Source organism: Flavobacterium sp. (assembly GCF_028689845.1).
GTDB lineage: Bacteria > Bacteroidota > Bacteroidia > Flavobacteriales > Flavobacteriaceae > Flavobacterium.
In genome coordinates this window covers 94,553-110,264 of the sequence record NZ_JAQVCH010000006.1, presented here as the reverse complement: position 1 = coordinate 110,264, position 15,712 = coordinate 94,553, and the positions used below count along the sequence as shown (strand labels likewise).

16 protein-coding genes are annotated in these 15,712 nt (G+C 33.8%); 11 read left to right on the top strand and 5 right to left on the bottom strand.

What is annotated here, in order from left to right; genetic code table 11:
* The 6 genes from PHR76_RS04255 to PHR76_RS04230 all read left to right on the top strand — a co-directional run.
* A partial coding sequence (locus PHR76_RS04255; protein ID WP_300058904.1) for a sigma factor-like helix-turn-helix DNA-binding protein occupies positions 1-286 on the top strand: 286 nt, incomplete at its 5' end.
* Complete coding sequence (locus tag PHR76_RS04250) at positions 283-1,080, top strand: anti-sigma factor (protein WP_300058902.1); 798 nt, start codon at positions 283-285, stop codon at positions 1,078-1,080. The genes PHR76_RS04255 and PHR76_RS04250, both read left to right, overlap by 4 nt.
* A complete protein-coding gene (locus tag PHR76_RS04245) occupies positions 1,081-1,770 on the top strand; it encodes an NAD-dependent deacylase (RefSeq protein ID WP_300058900.1) in 690 nt (229 codons plus the stop codon).
* Between the two features lie 78 nt (positions 1,771-1,848).
* Positions 1,849-3,195: an adenylosuccinate lyase gene (purB, locus tag PHR76_RS04240; RefSeq protein ID WP_300058898.1), complete on the top strand. Its 1,347-nt coding sequence runs from the start codon at positions 1,849-1,851 to the stop codon at positions 3,193-3,195.
* A 58-nt stretch (positions 3,196-3,253) separates the two neighbouring features.
* Positions 3,254-3,868: an NAD(P)H-dependent oxidoreductase gene (locus tag PHR76_RS04235; protein WP_300058896.1), complete on the top strand. Its 615-nt coding sequence runs from the start codon at positions 3,254-3,256 to the stop codon at positions 3,866-3,868.
* The gene (locus PHR76_RS04230) at positions 3,861-5,735 is read left to right on the top strand and encodes a monovalent cation:proton antiporter-2 (CPA2) family protein (protein ID WP_300058894.1); all 1,875 of its coding nucleotides are present in this window, start codon (positions 3,861-3,863) and stop codon (positions 5,733-5,735) included. Before PHR76_RS04235 ends, PHR76_RS04230 begins: the two co-directional genes overlap by 8 nt.
* Positions 5,736-5,750: 15 nt before the next feature.
* On the opposite strand, the gene PHR76_RS04225 is transcribed toward PHR76_RS04230, so the two are convergent.
* Together PHR76_RS04225 and PHR76_RS04220 are read right to left on the bottom strand one after the other, a co-directional pair.
* Positions 5,751-6,440 (bottom strand): SIMPL domain-containing protein, encoded by a 690-nt coding sequence (locus PHR76_RS04225; protein ID WP_300058892.1) that lies wholly within the window; start codon positions 6,438-6,440, stop codon positions 5,751-5,753.
* 45 nt (positions 6,441-6,485) lie between these two features.
* Entirely contained in the window at positions 6,486-7,127 is a 642-nt protein-coding gene (locus PHR76_RS04220; RefSeq protein ID WP_300058890.1) for a rhomboid family intramembrane serine protease, read from the bottom strand.
* A gap of 101 nt (positions 7,128-7,228) precedes the next feature.
* Between PHR76_RS04220 and PHR76_RS04215 the strand changes: the two genes are divergently transcribed.
* The gene (locus PHR76_RS04215) at positions 7,229-8,098 is read left to right on the top strand and encodes a lysophospholipid acyltransferase family protein (protein ID WP_300058888.1); all 870 of its coding nucleotides are present in this window, start codon (positions 7,229-7,231) and stop codon (positions 8,096-8,098) included.
* 86 nt (positions 8,099-8,184) lie between these two features.
* On the opposite strand, the gene PHR76_RS04210 is transcribed toward PHR76_RS04215, so the two are convergent.
* The 3 genes from PHR76_RS04210 to PHR76_RS04200 all read right to left on the bottom strand — a co-directional run bounded on the left by PHR76_RS04210 (position 8,185) and on the right by PHR76_RS04200 (position 12,571).
* Positions 8,185-9,669 (bottom strand): aminotransferase class V-fold PLP-dependent enzyme, encoded by a 1,485-nt coding sequence (locus PHR76_RS04210; protein WP_300058886.1) that lies wholly within the window; start codon positions 9,667-9,669, stop codon positions 8,185-8,187.
* A 142-nt stretch (positions 9,670-9,811) separates the two neighbouring features.
* Positions 9,812-11,695, bottom strand: coding sequence for an alpha-amylase family protein (locus PHR76_RS04205; RefSeq protein ID WP_300058884.1), 1,884 nt, complete (start codon positions 11,693-11,695; stop codon positions 9,812-9,814).
* Positions 11,696-11,752: 57 nt separating this feature from the next.
* A complete protein-coding gene (locus PHR76_RS04200; protein WP_300058882.1) occupies positions 11,753-12,571 on the bottom strand; it encodes a prohibitin family protein in 819 nt (272 codons plus the stop codon).
* Positions 12,572-12,706: 135 nt separating this feature from the next.
* On the opposite strand from PHR76_RS04200, the gene PHR76_RS04195 reads away from it, so the two are divergent.
* The 4 genes from PHR76_RS04195 (at position 12,707) to PHR76_RS04180 (ending at position 15,711) form a co-directional block, all read left to right on the top strand.
* Positions 12,707-13,573 carry a sulfurtransferase gene (locus tag PHR76_RS04195; RefSeq protein ID WP_300058880.1) on the top strand — a complete coding sequence of 289 codons (867 nt, stop codon included), beginning with the start codon at positions 12,707-12,709 and terminating at the stop codon, positions 13,571-13,573.
* A 44-nt stretch (positions 13,574-13,617) separates the two neighbouring features.
* A complete protein-coding gene (locus PHR76_RS04190; protein ID WP_300058878.1) occupies positions 13,618-14,118 on the top strand; it encodes a CIA30 family protein in 501 nt (166 codons plus the stop codon).
* Between the two features lie 269 nt (positions 14,119-14,387).
* Complete coding sequence (locus tag PHR76_RS04185) at positions 14,388-14,969, top strand: sigma-70 family RNA polymerase sigma factor (protein WP_300058876.1); 582 nt, start codon at positions 14,388-14,390, stop codon at positions 14,967-14,969.
* Positions 14,970-14,976: 7 nt separating this feature from the next.
* Positions 14,977-15,711, top strand: a complete 735-nt coding sequence (locus tag PHR76_RS04180) for a tetratricopeptide repeat protein (protein WP_300058873.1) — start codon at positions 14,977-14,979, stop codon at positions 15,709-15,711.
* The last annotated feature ends 1 nt before the right edge of the window (position 15,712 follow it).

The window sequence follows — 15,712 nt, the reverse complement described above, 5'->3', positions numbered from 1 at the left end:
GCGTTCTAAGGGTTATAATAATAATCTAAAAAACCTCACTACAGATAATTTCGTACATCTATTAGATCATTCAGCAGGAATGAATAATAAAATTGATATGATTGGTATTCAGGAATTCGTCAAAAAACTCAAGCCAAAATGCATTAAAATTATTGATTTATTATTCTTCAAAGGTTTTACACAACAAGAAGCATCTGACGAACTCGATATTCCGTTAGGAACTGTTAAAACGCAAAATCGAAATTGCATTCAAGAATTAAGAACGTTATTACAAGTAGTATCATGAGCACACAAGAATATATTGATTCCGGCATTCTAGAACTCTATGTTTATGGCTGTTTAAATGCTTCTGAAATAGAAGAAGTAAATAAAATGGCTCAACAGTTTGCTGTCATTCGCGAAGAAATTATTGCTATTGAAAAATCACTCATTTCATTGTCTGGAAGTGTTTCCCCTCGCCTTTCGGGAAAAAACTATGAAATTATTAAACAACAGATTTTTGAAACACAGCCAAAAGTAATTCCGATTCAAGCTGAAGTAAAATCACAAAATAAGCTGAGTAATTACCTTGGTTGGGCAGCTGCCGTTCTATTTTTAGCCGGTACAATTTATTATTATCAAGAGGATGTTACAAAAACTTCTACCATTGCTAAAATCAATACCGAAAACATAAAACTCAATAAAGAATATACTGCTTTACAGTCAAAAAACCAGATTAATGAAGATTTATTAGCGTTAGTTCGAGATACTAAAAATACAGTTGTTCCTTTAGTGGGACAAGAAGTTTCACCAACAGCTATAGCAAAAGTTTATTGGAACCAAGAAACGCATATTGTTTATGTTGATGGAGCCGGTTTACCTGAACCTCCAGAAGGAATGGTGTATCAAGTTTGGGCTCTCAAATTAAATCCGTTAACACCTTTAAGTATAGGTTTATTAGATAATTATTCGAATAATAAAAGCTTGATTTTCCCATTACAAAATGTAATCGAAGCAGAAGCTTTTGGCATCACACTCGAACCCGCTGGCGGAAGTGCAAGTCCAACTTTAGAACAACTATACACGCTTGGTAAAGTTTAAATGAAAAAAGTAGTTGTTTTAACAGGAGCTGGGATTAGTGCAGAAAGTGGCATCAATACGTTTAGAGATGCTGACGGACTTTGGGAAGGACATGATATTATGGAAGTAGCTTCACCTTTAGGATGGAAAAAAAATCCGAGTTTGGTACTTGATTTTTACAATAAACGTCGGCAACAACTAATTAGCGTCCAACCCAATCGTAGTCATTTAATTTTAGCCGAATTAGAACGCGATTTTGACGTACACATTATCACGCAAAATGTTGATAATCTCCATGAAAAAGCAGGAAGTACAAAGGTTTTACACTTACATGGCGAACTCTTAAAAGCGAGAAGCACGAACGATGATTCTTACCTATTAGATTGGGAAAAGGATTTACATGCACATCATTTTGATTTGAATGGTTTTCCCATGCGTCCGCATATTGTTTGGTTTGGAGAAGCTGTTCCTGCCATGGAAGAAGCCATCAATTTAGCCGAACAAGCCGCTATTTTCATTGTGGTGGGAACGTCTTTACAAGTTTATCCTGCGGCAAGTTTGATGCATTATACCCAACCTGAAATTCCTATTTTTTATATAGACCCAAAACCTGCTCCCGTTTTAGACTTAGCCAATACCTTAGAAATAATACCCCATATCGGTTCAGAAGGTTTAAAAATTGTACAAAATCGTTTAAAGGAATTCCTTTAAAATAAGCGAATAACTTCTATTTTGATTTCACCTTTTAGCTTTTAAAAACTATCTTTGCCGCATAAAACAACACTACTCATGACTACTTTAAACGAATTAAACGCCATTTCGCCAATTGACGGCAGGTATCGAAATAAAACAGTTTCACTAGCTTCCTTTTTTTCAGAAGAAGCTTTAATTCGCTACCGTGTTCGCGTAGAAATTGAATATTTTATTGCTCTTTGTGAACTTCCGCTGCCGCAACTAAAAGACGTTGATGTTGCAATTTTTCAGGATTTAAGATCAATTTACACCCAATTCACCACATCCGATGCTTTGGCTATCAAAGAAATTGAAAAAACAACAAATCACGATGTTAAAGCAGTTGAATATTTCATTAAAGATGCCTTTGACAAAGTTGGGTTAGAAAAATATAAAGAATTTATTCATTTCGGATTGACTTCACAAGACGTAAATAATACGGCGATTCCGCTCTCGATGAAAGAAAGCTTTGAAAAAGTATATTTGCCATTATTAATTAGTGTTGTTTCTAAACTAAAAGAGTTAAGTGTAGAATGGGCAGCTATTCCGATGCTGGCTCGAACGCACGGACAACCCGCTTCCCCTACTCGATTAGGCAAAGAATTTGGTGTCTTTGTAGAACGATTAGAAGAGCAATTACGACAATTATTCAATATTCCTTTTGCTGCAAAATTTGGTGGAGCAACCGGAAATTATAATGCCCATCAAGTAGCTTATCCACAAATAGATTGGAAAAAATTTGGAACTGCTTTTGTAGAAGAAACGTTGGGCTTACACCATTCCTATCCCACCACCCAAGTGGAACATTATGACCACATGGCCGCATTTTTTGATTGCTTAAAACGCATAAATACTATTTTAATCGACTTAGATAGAGATGTTTGGACCTATGTTTCGATGGATTATTTTAAGCAAAAAATTAAAGCGGGTGAAATTGGCTCTTCTGCCATGCCACACAAAGTTAATCCAATAGATTTTGAAAATTCTGAAGGAAATCTAGGGATGGCAAATGCTATTTTTGAACATCTTTCTGCCAAATTACCCTTATCTCGATTACAACGAGATTTAACCGATAGCACCGTGCTTAGAAACATTGGTGTGCCCATTGGTCATACCTTAATTGGTTTTGAAGCGACTTTAAAAGGATTAAATAAATTACTTTTAAATGTTTCAAAATTAGAAGAAGATTTAGAACGTAATTGGGCTGTAGTTGCTGAAGCTATTCAGACTATTTTACGCCGTGAAGCTTATCCCAATCCGTATGAAGCATTAAAAGGATTAACACGTACAAATGAACAAATGAATAAGAAGACAATACATGAATTTATTCATTCTTTAGCTATATCAGAAACTATAAAAACAGAATTACTTCAAATCACTCCCTCCAATTATGTTGGAATTTAATTCATGATTTAATGAAAAAAAAACTTATTTTTTAAAAAAAAAGATGTAGTTTTAAACCATGACGCCAACTAAAATCTTAATTCTATTTGCCCACCCTATGTTTGAAAGATCATTAATCAATCAAGCATTAGTTCAACATATCCCAAAATCAACCTTTATCACATTTCATGATTTATATGAAGAATATCCTGAGTTTGATATAGATGTCAAAAGAGAACAAAAATTGCTTGAAGCTCACGACATTATCATTTGGCAACATCCGCTGTATTGGTACAGTTGCCCGCCTATTCTTAAACAGTGGATTGATTTAGTCTTAGAATACAATTGGGCTTATGGCAAAAAAGGCAATTTTTTAAAAGATAAAAAACTGATTCAATTTATTACTACTGGTGGAAAAAAAGAAAATTATTGTGCAACAGGACGCGATCGATATACCATTCCAGATTTATTAGAACCGTTTAATCAAACAGCAAAGGTTTGCAAAATGCATTATTTGCCACCATTTGTTATTCATGGAACACATAGTATTTCTTCAGAAGAAATTGACTTTTACAGCAAACAATATAAACAGTTATTACAATATTTAATAGTTGCTGAAATTGATGTGAAAGAAATAAATACGCATCATTATCTTAATGATTGGTTTAACACTAAAACTTTAATCAATGGATAACGGATTTTTTGTACAAGCCATTCTTTATTTAGCTTCTGCGGTAATTTGCGTACCTATTGCCAAAAAATTAGGCTTAAGCTCCATTTTAGGATATTTGTTTGCGGGAATTGTCATTGGACCATTTGTGTTAGGAATGATTGGTTCAGAAGGAGAAGACATCATGCATTTTGCCGAATTTGGTGTAGTGATGATGTTGTTTTTAATCGGACTCGAATTAGACCCTTATAAATTCTGGAAAATGCGAAAGTTCATTTTAGGAATGGGTTCTATTCAATTAATTGGAACAACTTTCTTACTTTTTCTATTTTCATCTGTTTTTATGGATTTGAATTGGCAAACTAATTTGGTTATTGCTTTAGCACTTTCCCTTTCGTCAACTGCCATTGTATTACAAAGTTTAAAAGAAAAAGGATTATCACAAACTTCCATGGGACGTTCTTCTTTTTCGATACTTTTATTCCAAGATATAGCCGTCATTCCAATTTTAGCCATGATTCCTTTGTTAATAACCGAGCGAGCCGTGGTGACTGACGAATTTAGAACCTCCTTAATTCATGATTTTGCAGGTTGGACACAAGCACTTATTGTTATATCTGCCATTGTTGCAGTTTATTTTGCAGGCCGCTATATAGTGGTGCCTTTGTTGCATATTGTCGCAAAAACACGCTTACAAGAACTGTTTACTGCTTCTGCACTTTTACTAGTAATGGCTGTTTCCTATTTGATGCAATTAGTTGGTTTAAGTCCAGCCTTAGGTGCTTTTATGGCAGGAGTCGTTTTGGCAAACTCTGAATTTAGACATGAATTAGAAGGTGATATTGCTCCGTTTAAAGGATTATTATTAGGTTTATTTTTTATAGGGGTTGGAGCTTCCATTAATTTTAAATTAATTTTAGAAGACCCAGCTTTTATTTTAATTTTCGTAGCTTGTTTAACACTAATCAAATTCTCAGTTCTTTTCTTAATTGGAAAGATTTATAAAAAAAGAATGGATCATAACTTTCTGTTTTCTTTTGGATTAAGTCAAGCAGGTGAGTTTGGTTTTGTAATTTTAAGTTTCTCGACCCAATTAAATATCCTTCCAAGTAAATTAGGAAATCAAGTCATGGCTATTATTGCGTTAAGTATGTTGGCAACCCCATTTTTATTATTGATGAATGAACGGTGGATTGCTCCGTATTTTGGTGTAAAAGAAAAAGTAAAAAAACCACATGACGTGATTGATGAAAACAACGAAGTAATCATTGCCGGTTTTGGTCATTTTGGAAGTACCATTGGACGCCTGCTCAAAGCAAATGGCGTAAGTGCAACCATTTTAGATCATGATTCTGAACGGGTTGATTTATTGCGTAAAATGGGGTTCAAAGTATATTATGGTGATGCAACTCGGTTAGAATTATTAAAAGCCGCTGGAGCAGAAAATGCTAAGATTTTTATTGCAGCTATCGATAATCCAGAAATTAATTTAAGCGTAGTTGAGTTACTTCGCAAACATTTTCCGGACCTAAAAATACTTACTCGAGCTCGAAATCGCGTTGATGCCTATGAATTAATTGACCATGGCGTTGATAAAATTTATCGAGAAACTCTTTATACAGCGGTACATTTAGGAGTAGATGCATTAACTCAATTGGGACATCGAAAATATTCTGCCACAAGACAAGGGCAGCGATTTATCAAATATGATGAAGCGGCCATACGCAAGTTAGCGGCTAAAAGACATGATAAAATGGCTTATTTAGCGACCATTAAAGACGAATTGGAAATGCAAGAACAACTCTTGAAAAATGATTTGTATTTAAATTTCTCGGCCAGCGACCATGCCTGGGATAGTGAGCATTTGAAAAAATTACTTAAAGAAGAGTAATTTTTTAAGCATTTCCTATTCCAACAAAAAACTTACGTTTACATTCGTTATAATTTCAATTTCGCCTATTGCAACAGTTTCTCGTGCAGAACCAGCATCAGAAGCCATTGCCGCATAAACTACATTTTTATACATCGGTGGATAAATAGGTTGCGAATTATCTGTAATCATAATTGCTTTGCCTACTTTTTGATTTAAAACGGATACATAATCTTCTGCTTTTTTCTTGGCATCTTGAATAGCTAATTTGCGAGCATTTGATTGATGTTCTTCTATCTTAGAAGATTTAAATTCAACATTATCAATATTATTAATTCCGGTTTCCACTAAGCCCGCCATCAATTCGTCATATTTAGTTAAGTCTTTTAAAGTGATTTGAATAGACTGAACCGCTTTGTAGAAATGTTTCTTCTTTTCATAATCATATTCTTTACGCAAACTCACTTGCGTTGTTTTATAATCAGTGGTCGCAATACCAAATTTTTTAATGTATTTCAGTACTTTATCTACTGTTTCATCGTTAAGATTTTTAACTTCCGAAGCTTCTTTTCCTGAATTCTGAATTCCAAATTTAAGTACGGCTCTATCGGGCATAACACTAATTTTTCCCTCGCCAGAAACGGTTATTTGTGGAATAATTTTGGATTCTTGAGCTTGAGTAACTGTCATGGCCAAAGCAAAAAGAATAAGAATAGAATTTTTCATGTAAATTATTTTAAACTGAATTTTTCAATTATCATGCCAGAACATCTAAATCTTTCCCATTTTTGCCATTATAAAAAGTATAATGATAGGAATCGCCAATAAAATGACCATCAAGGTATTTTCTGTTAACAATTGTGGTTCTTTAAATATGGTAATTAAATAGCCGCCTATTGCTCCCCCAAAATGTGCTGTATGACCAATATTATCTTTGCGTGATTTCATTCCATAAATAGAATACAACAAATAACCAATTCCAAATAAATAAGCTGGAATTGGAATCGGTATAAAAAAGAGGTATAAATCCATGCCAGGTTGCAACAAAATAGCCGCATATAAAATACCTGTCACCGCTCCCGAAGCCCCAACAGCTCGATAACTATATTCTTCTTTGTGAAATTGAAGCGTTAATAAACTACCACAAAGTAAACTTCCAAAATAAATTAGCAAAAAAGAACCATCGCCCAAATAATTAGAAACCACTGGTGCAAAAAAGTACAAGGTCAACATATTAAACGCTAAATGGGCAATATCCACATGTAAAAAAGCAGAAGTTAACATGCGTAAGTGCTCCCCTGCTCGAATACTACCAATATGAAATTCATATTTTCTAAAAAAAAGTTGGTCTTCCAAAGCTTTAAAACTAATTAAAACATTGGCTGCAATCAAAATAATTAAGGCAAAATTCATGGCTGTTATTTAATTTTGGTAAAAATAGTAAAGTTTCAGTAGCTTTTGTTAAACCAAATGGCATAAATGGAAATTGCCGTATATTTGTGAAAATTTTAGAAATGCAGTTTCTCGTTTTCATAATAGCTTATCCCTTTCTTTGGTTGATTTCAATTCTTCCATTTCGCGTATTATATCTTTTTTCAGACTTTATTTATCTTCTAATCTATCATGTTATTGGTTACCGGAAGAAAACAGTTCGTGAAAATTTACTGATTGCCTTTCCTGAAAAATCTGCTTTGGAACGAACAGCAATTGAAAAGAAATTTTACCATCATTTATGTGATTTATTTCTGGAGATGATTAAAACGCTAACAATTTCTAAAGAAGAAATGGATGAACATTTTGTGCTTCCTAATCTTGATGTGTTAAAAGAAATGGAGCGAGACGGAAAAAGTATCGCGTTATTAACTAGTCATTATGCTAGTTATGAATGGTCAGTTTCTATCAACAACAAGTTGAGTGTTAAAGGGTATGCTATCTATAAAAAAATTGCAAATGTTTATTTTGATAAATTAGTCCGTGATATTCGTCAGAAATTTGGAGCAAATTTGATAAACACTAAAGAAACTATTCCAACAATTGAATCTAACTATTTGAGAGGAATTCAAAGCATCTATGGATTTGCAAGTGACCAATCACCAAAAGCATCAAGAGCCATTAATTGGGGTACTTTTTTTGGGATTGAAACGCCATTGCAAACCGGAGCTGAAATGCTTGCTAAGAAATTTGACATGAATGTGATGTACATGCGGATTCAAAAAGTAAAAAGAGGTTATTATGAATGTCGGTTTGAAGTTCTTTCGTACAACCCGAAAAGTGTGCCAGACTTTGAATTAACGCATTCGTTTATTCAAAAAGTGGAAGAACAAATCAAAGAAGCACCAGAATATTATTTGTGGACGCATAAACGTTGGAAACACAGACGATAACCCTTTTAATTCTCTTATTTTGAGTTGTTTATAAGATTAATTTATTTTTTAATAGTAAAATTTATTCTTGAAATACTAAAATTTCACTATAAAAACCAATTCATAACCATTTCTTTTTCAGGAACTAAATCAGCGTGATGACGGAAATTATTTGTTTTTCCATCGTAATCATAGTCTTTACTCCATGTTTGATGATTTGCGGCCAATTGTTTAATGCTTTCACAAACATATTGAATTTCTTCCGAAGTCGTTGTAGGGTGAATAGACATTCGAATCCATCCCGGTTTTAGAAGTAAATCGCCTAACGAAATTTGCGATACTAAATCCTGTGACGTTTGCTGGTCTACATGCAACAGAAAATGACCGTATGTTCCAGCACAACTACAACCACCACGCGTTTGTATACCAAAACGGTCATTTAGCATTTTTACTCCTAAATTAAAATGTAATTCATCAATATAAAACGAAATTACGCCTAAACGGTCTTGGTGTTCTGCGGCTAAAATATGTATGTTTTCAATAGAACCCAATTCTTCAAAAACATAGGCAACCAATTCGTGTTCCCGTTTTAAAATATTATCAACGCCCATTTGTTCCTTCAATTGAATGGCCAAAGCGGTTTTAATTACTTGTAAAAAGCCTGGTGTTCCGCCATCTTCACGGTCTTCAATGTTGTCGATATATTTATGTTCGCCCCACGGATTTGTCCAAGAAACTGTTCCGCCACCCGGACAATCAGGTACATTATTTTTATATAGATTCTGATTAAATACTAAAACACCTGTAGTTCCAGGTCCGCCCAAAAATTTATGTGGCGAAAAGAAAATAGCATCTAAATAACTTTCAGAATCTTCAGGATGCATATCAATATGAACATACGGGCCAGAACACGCAAAATCCACAAAACAAACCCCTTTATTTTGGTGCATAATTTTTGCTACTTCGTGATAAGGAGTTCGGATTCCTGTAACATTAGAACAAGAAGTGATAGAAGCAATTTTAAAAACGCGGTCTTCGTATTCGGCTAACAATTCTTGAAAATTATCTAAACAAAATAATCCTTGGTCATTGGCAGGAATAACTACCACATCAGCAATAGTTTCTAGCCAAGAGGTTTGATTAGAATGATGCTCCATGTGCGAAATAAATACAATGGGTTTTAACGCTTCGGGAATAGAGGTGAATTCTTTTAAGTTTTCAGGAATTCGAAGTCCCAAAATACGTTGAAATTTATTGACAACACCCGTCATTCCGGTTCCGTCTGTAATTAAAACATCATTACTATTGGCATTGACATGTTTTTTGATAATCGATCGAGCATGATGATAAGCCATTGTCATTGCCGTTCCAGATATCGTTGTTTCGGTATGTGTATTGGCTACAAAAGGACCAAACTGATTGATTAATTTTTCTTCGATGGGTCGATATAAACGGCCACTGGCAGTCCAATCGGTGTAAATAATAGGTTGTTGTCCGAAAGGTGAATCGAAGTTTTGATTAATTCCGATAATATTTTCACGAAATGATTTAAAATAATGTTCGAGTTGGGTTTCTTTTTCGGTCGTATTCATCAAACTATTTTTTTTACAAAGATAAATCTTTTTTAATTGCTTCTGTCGTTGTTTTACAGCGGTTTGCCTTAAACCTATCTTAATTTTAAAAAAATAGGCGAATGAATTACAAACGCCTATTTCTTTTAATTCATTACTTCAATTAGTTGGGAACCTGAAAAATAAAACTTTCTCCGGGTTGAATGACTAATTCAAACTTTCCAACGCCATTTACAATGGTTAAAACGGACTTATTTTTTCCGTACAGAGCATCTTTTAAATTATACTTCCCATCCTTTAGATTCATGCGTTTTACAATTTCTGCTGGAATCATTACTGGGCAGTTCACCGCCGTATTTTGATTAAAATTAGAAACAATAATCAGTTTGTCATTTTCATTCCATCGTGCAAAAGAATACAACCCAAAATCATACCCCGCATTTGCTTCTAAATTTGCTTCCTGTAACGAAGCAAAATCGCCCATTAAGGCTTTGCTTTGAATGGTAAAATTGAGTAATCGTTTATAGAAATCACGCAATTCTTTTTCAGAAGCGGTCAGTTGACCGCCATCAAATTTGCCGCCATTCATCCAACGTTGATGGTTCGGAACTCCAACATAATCAAAAATAGAAGTCCGTGATGGTTTTCCAAATCCACCATCAATCGCACCAGGCTCGCCCACTTCTTGTCCGAAATAAATCATCGTTGGCGACGAACTCATCGTAGCAGAAACGACCATTAAGGGTTTACCTTTTCGGGCATCGCCAGCAAATTCAGGACTTGCCAAACGTTGTTCATCATGATTATCTAAAAAGTGAAGCATATGGTGCTCAATGTCTTTTAAATCAGATTGAATTCCAGTTAAATGTTTTGGTAAACCGCGACCTTGAACGATATTTTTCAAGGTATCATATAATTGTACTTTATCGTACAAATAGTCCATTTTTCCCAATCGAATGTAATTGCGGTACTCGGCTGGATTATAAACTTCTGCTAATAAAAAAGCTTTCGGATTTTTCATTTTGATTGCTGAATTCATATAACTCCAAAATTCAACAGGAACCATTTCGGCCATATCATAACGAAAACCATCAACGCCTTTTTCAATCCAATACAACGTGATGTCTCTAAATTTTTTCCATGAGGAAGGAACGTCTTTGTCTTTCCAAAATTCGGCATGGGCTTGATAATCTTTTTGGTCAAAACCTTCTGGCAAAGTTGGAAAATCCTTCGAACCATCAGGTTTAATTCCGTAATTAATTTTTACGGTTTCATACCAATCATTGCTATCGGGTTTTGCTAAACGCGAACCATTTCCGGTCCATTTGGCTGGAATTTCTTCAAACTTTCCATCGCTTAACGGATGTTTTTCGCCACCAAGCGGTTTATAATTTGCATCGGTTGGGACTTCAAATTTGGAATTCGGAATATAATAAAAATTGTTATTTCGTTTATATTCAACCGTTTTATCATCTTCTGCACCAAAATCGGTTACGCCTTTCGGATTCGTTTTTCCTTCATAATGACGAGCAATATGATTTGGAACAATATCGATAACCACTTTTAAACCGTTTTTATGTGTTCTTTGGATTAAGGCTTCAAACTCTTCCAAACGTTTGGCTGGGTCTACGGCTAAATCGGGGTTGACATTATAGTAATCTTTCACGGCATAAGGCGAACCGGCTCTTCCTTTCACTACATCTGGATCATCATTTGAAATGCCGTATTGCGTGTAATCATTCACTAAGGCATGATGCGGAACACCCGTATACCAAATGTGTGTGACGCCCAAATCTTTAATTTCTTGCAAGGCTTTATCCGTAAAATCATTAAATTTTCCAACACCATTCTCTTCGATGGTTCCCCACGGCTTGTTAGTGGTGTTTTGATTGCCAAATAGACGCGTAAAAACCTGATAAACAACTACTTTTTTTTCTGTTAATGAATCGGCAGTTTCAGTTTGTGCTTGCATATTTTTTTGTTCACAAGATAGCGTTGAAAATAGTAAAATACTACTTACAACTGCAATGGATTTTTGAATTTTCATAATGAATTATTGAAAGGCTAATTTAGAAAAAAGAATTAAAACACCGTTAAAATTATTTTATTGATTTCCTAAAATAATAGGCATCCCATCTTTTCCGGAGCCGATAACAATTACTTTAGAATTGGCCGATTTTGATAATTCGATAGTTGCTTGTATCCCTTTTTCTTGCAAAATTTTATCGGTCAAAGAAGCACTTAAAATCTGATTGGCTCTTGCTTTACCTTCCGCGTCAATTCGCTGACGTTCCGCTTCTTTTTGAGCTTTTATCAAACGAAATTCATATTCTAAACTTTCTTGTTCCTGTTTTAATTTAGTTTCAATAGCCGTTTTAATTGTGCTTGGCAAGGTTACATCACGGACTAAAATTTCGTTTAATTGAATAAATTGTTTTTCAAGAATTTTTTTAGTTTCATCAAAAATTTCATCTTGAATTGCATCGCGTTTAGTAGAATATAATTGTTCTGGCGTATATCTTCCCACCACACTTCTGGCGGCAGAACGAATGGCGGGACGAATCACACGGTCGATGTAATTTTCGCCTTTTTCCTGATGCAATTTTCCTGTATTTTCATATTGTGGATGAAACCAAGCCGTCGCATCTAATTTGATTTCCAATCCGTTTGAAGATAACACTTGCATTTGTTCTGCTAATTCTTGTTGCCGCACTTCATAAATAAACACTTTATTCCAAGGAGCAACGATATGAAAACCCTCTCCCAAAGGCGGTTCGTCTGTTACAACACCACCATCAAATGTTTTATAAAGCACTCCTGCTTCTCCGGAGCCAATGGTTGTAGTCGATTTGTACATAAAGATTAGTAAAAAAATTATCCCAATAAAAATTGGAATAAAGCGAGGATTAAATTCTTTGTTCATAGTATATTTTTTGTTTGGCTTAAAGATACAAAATTCAACCTTGTTTTATTGTACTTTTTTAAACTGTTTTAAGAAGCAATAAGGAACAAAACGTATCTTTGTATACGCCATTTTAATAAAAGAAAACAAGAATTGATGAATCAAAAAATAGCACCAATAATCCACGCCAAGGAGTTATTAAAATTATACCAAACTAAAGAGTTACTCCTTGTTGATGCCCGTAATGGGCAAAATTCTAAACAAGATTATCAAAAAAAGCATTTGGACACAGCAATTTTTGTTGATTTAAACTCTCAATTAGCCACAATTGATTCAGATTTCAAAAATGGCGGAAGGCATCCTTTACCAAAAGTTGAGATTTTTACTCAAACCATTGCCAAACTTGGGATTTCTCCCGCTAGTCACGTTGTTATTTACGATGATAAAAATGGTTCAAACGCGGCTGCAAGATTTTGGTGGATGCTTAAAGCTGTTGGACATGAGAAAGTTCAAGTACTTAATGGTGGTATTCAAGAAGCAGAAAAATATAATTTTCCAGTAAGTTCAAAAACAGAAATTACAAAACAAACCGAATTGCAAAAAGTTAAAAATTGGAAGTGGCCTATTGCTAAAATGGAAGAGGTTGAAAAAAATTCACAAAATAATTTTTATCGTGTTATTGATGTACGAGAAAACAGTCGGTATCGAGGTAAAAATGAACCCATTGATTTAATTGCGGGCCATATTCCGGGTTCGATAAATATTCCTTTTGCCGAAAATTTAGATGAAAATGGCTTGTTTTTAGCTCCAGCCATACTAAAAAAGAAATATGAAAAAGTAATGGGAACAATTAAACCTGAAAATATTATCATCCATTGTGGCTCTGGTGTTACCGCTTGTCATACGATATTAGCTATCGCTTATGCAGGATTGGATATTCCTAAACTCTATGTAGGTTCATGGAGTGAATGGAGTAGAAATCAAAAAACAATTATAAATGGAAATGATTATAATTTTAAGTAATTTTACATTAAAGTCTTTATAAATTACCACTTAATCAACTGCTTATGCATATTGCTTATCCGAAAGTTATTTTTAATTTTTCAGAATCAACTGGAATCGAAAATTGGATTATTGTTGATGATGGTGTGATGGGCGGCGTTTCTGCTGGAAAATTTTCGCTAAATAAAGAAAAAAATGGCGTTTTTGAAGGAAATATTTCACTTGAAAACAATGGCGGTTTTTCGTCTGTTCGCCATGGATTTGAGCCACTTCAAGTTAATGCTGAAAGTAAAATTGTGCTCACTTTAAAAGGTGATGGTAAAGACTATCAATTTCGAATCAAAGACAAAGCTAATTCCTATTACTCCTATATCACCACTTTTTCTACCTCTGGAGAATGGCAAAAAATCGAAATTTTACTTAGTGATCTGTATCCTTCTTTTCGGGGTCAGAAATTGCAAATGCCAAATTTTCATAAAGATACACTTGAGGAAATTACATTTTTAATTGCCAATAAAAAAAAGGAAAGCTTTAAGTTAGTCCTTGATAAAATTGAATTGTATTAAAAATCATTTCATATAATTTCCTTTTTAATAAAAATTTCAAATTGTGGCTTGGATTGTACCTCGTATTAAATCAGAAATAACTCCTCTTCTCTAAAATTTGAAGAAATAAAATTTAAATATTGATGACATTTTTGTTGTTCTTTCGATGTAGTTATAATTGAATGAAGTTTAAAGCATCGTAGTTTGTCGTTTAAATTGAGCATTTCATAGTGCTATTATTTGAAGTGATTTGAATTAATTGTATATTTCTCATGTATTTTAACAAATTCATGAAAGAAACGCAAGAAATAGATTCGCAATTGGCCTTAGTTAAGGCGATTAAGTCTAACGATTCAAGAGCTTTAAAATCACTTTATACAGCTAACTATTATAAAGTAGAACAGATGGTTATGAAGAATAGTGGTTCAAAAGATCATGCCAAAGATATTTATCAAGAAGCGTTTATAGCGGTTTGGAAAAACGTTAAGAATGATTCTTTTGTTCCTCAAAACGAAACCGCTTTACAAGGTTATTTATATCAAATTGCTAAAAACAAATGGTTAGATTTAATCAATTCTTCCCGTTTTAAAAAAACTACGTTGATTGAAAATGAGCATACACTTTATCAAAAAAATGCAGACCAAAATGAAGCTGAAGAACAAGATTTTTTCAGTCAGAAATTAGAGAAAACAATGACTCTTTTTAAAATGATGGGGCAACCATGCAAACAATTGTTGACTGCCTTTTATTTTGATAAAAAGTCATTGCGGGTTATTGCAAAAGAATTACAAATTGAAGAAACCACAGCACGGAACAATAAATACCGTTGCATGGAAAAGCTAAGAAAAATGGTTTTATCCCCTAAATCATAAAAATAAATTGAAAGAGAAAGACAACATGACACCAGAATTTTTGGAAACTATTGAACGTTATTATAACGGTTCGATGTCAAAAAACGAACAAGAGAACTTTGAAACAAAACTAAGTCAAGATGCTGGTTTCAAACAAGAAGTAGAAGATGTCAAAACATTATTAGTAGGTATTGAAACGCAAGCTCTACAAGAAAAAATGGAAGAGTTTCATGAAGATTTACCAATTCAGATGGTGGCCGAAATACCGTCTTCTAAAGTTCGGTTTTTAAATTTTAGAACTATTGCAGCTGCGATTATTATCATTGCCGCTTCAGGAAGTTTTTGGATTTATAATGGTTCATCCAACGAAAAAATGTTTAACGACTATTTTAAACCTGATCCAGGTTTGCCAACAACTATGAGCACTACAGCCGATTATTCTTTTTATGATGCCATGGTAATTTACAAACGCGGAGATTATAAAACGGCGATTCTAAAATGGAAAAAATTAGAAGCAAAAACACCTAATAATGATACACTTGCCTACTTTTTAGGTGTCGCCTACTTGGCAGATAAACAAATTGATCAAGCTATCCCCTATTTATTAAAATCTTCCGAAAATACCACTAGTGTTTTTCAAGAAGATGCTAATTACTATTTAGGTTTAGCCTATTTAAAAAAGAACAATCAAGAAGAAGCCATTCGCTTTTTGAAGAAAAGTTCGTTTGAAAACAGTAAAAAACTGCTAAAAAAATTAAACTAAA

Coding starts and splice junctions, on each gene's coding strand:
- PHR76_RS04230 (WP_300058894.1), top strand. CDS start 3,861: ATGGATAACGGATTTTTTGTACAAGCCATTCTTTATTTAGCTTCTGCG.
- PHR76_RS04250 (WP_300058902.1), top strand. CDS start 283: ATGAGCACACAAGAATATATTGATTCCGGCATTCTAGAACTCTATGTT.
- PHR76_RS04210 (WP_300058886.1), bottom strand. CDS start 9,669: ATGAATACGACCGAAAAAGAAACCCAACTCGAACATTATTTTAAATCA.
- PHR76_RS04185 (WP_300058876.1), top strand. CDS start 14,388: ATGAAAGAAACGCAAGAAATAGATTCGCAATTGGCCTTAGTTAAGGCG.
- PHR76_RS04220 (WP_300058890.1), bottom strand. CDS start 7,127: ATGAATTTTGCCTTAATTATTTTGATTGCAGCCAATGTTTTAATTAGT.
- PHR76_RS04205 (WP_300058884.1), bottom strand. CDS start 11,695: ATGAAAATTCAAAAATCCATTGCAGTTGTAAGTAGTATTTTACTATTT.
- PHR76_RS04235 (WP_300058896.1), top strand. CDS start 3,254: ATGACGCCAACTAAAATCTTAATTCTATTTGCCCACCCTATGTTTGAA.
- PHR76_RS04195 (WP_300058880.1), top strand. CDS start 12,707: ATGAATCAAAAAATAGCACCAATAATCCACGCCAAGGAGTTATTAAAA.
- PHR76_RS04225 (WP_300058892.1), bottom strand. CDS start 6,440: ATGAAAAATTCTATTCTTATTCTTTTTGCTTTGGCCATGACAGTTACT.
- PHR76_RS04200 (WP_300058882.1), bottom strand. CDS start 12,571: ATGAACAAAGAATTTAATCCTCGCTTTATTCCAATTTTTATTGGGATA.
- PHR76_RS04245 (WP_300058900.1), top strand. CDS start 1,081: ATGAAAAAAGTAGTTGTTTTAACAGGAGCTGGGATTAGTGCAGAAAGT.
- purB (WP_300058898.1), top strand. CDS start 1,849: ATGACTACTTTAAACGAATTAAACGCCATTTCGCCAATTGACGGCAGG.
- PHR76_RS04190 (WP_300058878.1), top strand. CDS start 13,618: ATGCATATTGCTTATCCGAAAGTTATTTTTAATTTTTCAGAATCAACT.
- PHR76_RS04215 (WP_300058888.1), top strand. CDS start 7,229: ATGCAGTTTCTCGTTTTCATAATAGCTTATCCCTTTCTTTGGTTGATT.